This is a genomic window from Rhodoferax sp. (assembly GCF_039922535.1).
GTDB lineage: Bacteria > Pseudomonadota > Gammaproteobacteria > Burkholderiales > Burkholderiaceae_C > Rhodoferax_B.
The window spans coordinates 1-2,903 of the sequence record NZ_JBDTEM010000039.1 but is presented as its reverse complement, the minus strand read 5'-3'; the positions used below and the strand labels follow the sequence as shown (position 1 = coordinate 2,903).

Genomic DNA, 2,903 nt, shown 5'->3' with positions numbered 1-2,903 from the left:
CTGCTGCGCGTCCTGGTGCATGCCCACGTGGGGCGGCGCGGTGGCATGGCTGCCGTGGTGGTGGGGCCCGAGAACGCGGTGATGGCGCGCTACCAGGAGGAGGCCGAGCGGGTGGATTTGGGTTTTCGCCTACTGGCGTTCTGGGGGCTGTTCATGGTCACCATGGCCAGCCTGCTGTGGTGGACGCAGACCGAGCCCTCGGCCACCCGGCCCGGAGCGGTGGAGCGCGACCGCTTGTACCTGTACACCGCACTGGCCGAACTGTTTTTTCTGCTCCGCCTGGGCAACCAGCTGGTGGAGCAGCCGCCCTTGCCCTGGGCCTGGTGGAATGCGCTCATCGTGTTGTCCTTGGGCGGCTGGATCTGGTGCATGGCCTGCGCACTGTGCCTGGTGGCCGGGTGGGGGCGGCGGCTGGACGCGCCCGCGGTGCCGTGGCTGGGTGCGGCGCTGGTGCTCAGCGGTGCCTTGGCCGGATATGCCGCCACCGGCTGGCACACCACCTGGGCCATGACGCTGTGGTACGGCCTGCTGGCGGTGCTGATGCTGCCGTTTGGCATGCTGTACGGGGTCACGGCGTTCCAGTCCCGCCTCCAGCCCTACCGGGTCGCCATGGCCATGGCGCTGGGGGTCAATGTGGCCATGGGCATACGCGACTGGGTGGTGTTCCATTTTGATGACCGTTATGGCCAGACGGCGCTGCTGGCCTATTCGAACCGCTTGTTTGGCCTGATCTTGACGCTGATCGCCATCAGCCGCTTCCACACCGCGCGGGTGGAGGTGCGCGACCTGATCGACCACATGGCCCAGCGCATTACCGACAAGGAAACCGCCGTGCAGTTGCTCTACCAGCACAACGAGCAGTTGGTGCGCGCACAAGAGCGTGCCGGCGAGCGCACCCGCATCCTGCGCGATATGCACGACGGTGTGGGCGCACACCTCAGCACCGCCATTCGCCAGCTGCAGTCGGGCAAGGCCAGCCAGGCCGAGGTGCTCTACACCTTGCGCGATTCGCTGGACCACCTGAAGCTGTCGATGGACGCTCTGCACCTGCCGCCGGGCGACATCACCGCGCTGCTGGCCAACTTGCGCTACCGCCTGGCACCTCGTTTTGCGGTGCTCGATATCGCACTGGAATGGGATGTGGACGAGTTGCCGCCGCTGGCCCGCCTGGACAGCGCGGCCCTGCGGCAGTTGCAGTTCATGCTGTTCGAGGCCTTCTCCAACGTATTGCAGCACGCCCAGGCCAGTGTGCTGCGCATACAGGCCAAGCCCCTGTGCGAAGGTGGTATTTGCCTGCGGATCAGCGACAACGGCCGCGGCTTTGACACCACCCAGCCGCCCCGCAATGGCCTGCTGGCCCTGCACGAGCGGGCCCGCGCCTTGGGCGTGGTGCTGGCACTGCACAGTGTGCCGGGGTGCACCGAGGTGGCTATCGACATTCTGTGATTTGATAGTTTATATCAATTGATTAGGTTTTATCAATTGTTAATGGCAATGGATTCGCCGTAAGATTGCCCCTGTTCACAACGACTTAACCCCACAGGAGCCCACGATGTCCATCGCTAGCCAACGCCCAGAAATCAAAACCCTCGCCAACCTCGAATCCGCTTTCGCAGGCGAGTCCATGGCCCATATCAAATACCGCTACTTCGCCAAGCTGGCGCGGGAAGCCGGCGACGAAGCCACCGCCAAGGTGTTTGAAGCCACCGCCGACCAGGAAGTCATGCACGCCTTTGGCCACCTCGATTTGCTCTACCCCAAGGCCACGATGACCCCGGCCAAGGCGCTGCAAATCGCTATCGACGGTGAAACCTACGAATACACCGAGATGTACCCCGGCTTCCGCGCCACCGCCGAAGCCGAGGGCAATGCCGCTGCCGTGGCCGAGATGGACGAGCAGATCGAGGAATCCAAGGTCCACGCCGCCCAGTTTGTCGCCACCCTGGCCAAGGCGCAAAAACGCTTCGCCGCCCTGGCCAAGGTGGAAGAGCGCCACGCCAACCACTACCAGGCCCACTTAGGCAGCCTGACTGTCACGGCATAATCACTACGCTTTTCATAGCTGCTGGCGCAGGTGCTATCTGCGCCAGAGGCACTTTTTATATAAAACCGAGAACCCCACCATGAAAACTTATATCTGTATCGTTTGCGGCTTCATCTACGACGAGGCCGTTGGCCGCCCCGAAGACGGCATTGCCGCTGGCACCCTGTGGGCGGATGTGCCCGCCAGCTGGGAGTGCCCCGACTGCGGCGTGGCCAAGGCCGACTTCGAACCTGTCGAAATTTAATGGACCAGCCGCTGCTCATCATCGGCGCGGGCCTAGCCGGTTGGCAGGCGGTGCGCGAGTTCCGTAAGCTCGACACCGCCACGCCCATCACCCTGGTCACAGCGGACGCAGGCGACTTCTACGCCAAGCCCACGCTGTCTAACGCGTTTGGCCAGAAGCGCGGTCCGGCGCAGTTGGTGACCACCCCGGCAGCCACCATCGCACAGACGCTCAACGTCACCCTGCTGCCGCACACCCAGGTCACCGCCATCGACACAGCCGCCCAGGTGGTGCACACCGCCACTGGCCCGTTGCCCTACCGCGATCTGGTGCTGGCCACCGGTGCGCAGCCCATCCGCGTGCCGCTGGCCGGTGCAGCGGCAGACCAGGTGCTGTCGGTCAATTCGCTGGCTGACTTTGGTGTGTTCCACCAGCGCTTGACGGCCCTGGGCGAAGGGGCTCGCGTGGCCATCATGGGTGCAGGCCTGATCGGCTGTGAATTTGCCAACGACCTGGCCGGTGCGGGCTACGCCGTGGCGGTGGTCGATCCGTCCGACCGTCCCCTGGCGGCCTTGCTGCCGCCCACCGCCAGCGCCCAGCTGCAGGCGGCGCTGACCGGTTTGTCGGTGCAGTGGC

At 64.8% G+C, this 2,903-nt stretch carries 4 protein-coding genes; all 4 read left to right on the top strand.

Annotated features, from left to right (window positions below):
* A partial coding sequence (locus tag ABI213_RS01465) for a histidine kinase (RefSeq protein WP_348025811.1) occupies nucleotides 1-1,446 on the top strand: 1,446 nt, incomplete at its 5' end.
* Nucleotides 1,447-1,552: 106 nt separating this feature from the next.
* Complete coding sequence (locus tag ABI213_RS01460) at nucleotides 1,553-2,044, top strand: rubrerythrin family protein (protein WP_348025809.1); 492 nt, start codon at nucleotides 1,553-1,555, stop codon at nucleotides 2,042-2,044.
* A 79-nt stretch (nucleotides 2,045-2,123) separates the two neighbouring features.
* Complete coding sequence (locus ABI213_RS01455) at nucleotides 2,124-2,288, top strand: rubredoxin (RefSeq protein ID WP_348005575.1); 165 nt, start codon at nucleotides 2,124-2,126, stop codon at nucleotides 2,286-2,288.
* A partial coding sequence (locus ABI213_RS01450) for an FAD-dependent oxidoreductase (RefSeq protein ID WP_348025807.1) occupies nucleotides 2,288-2,903 on the top strand: 616 nt, incomplete at its 3' end. The genes ABI213_RS01455 and ABI213_RS01450, both read left to right, overlap by 1 nt.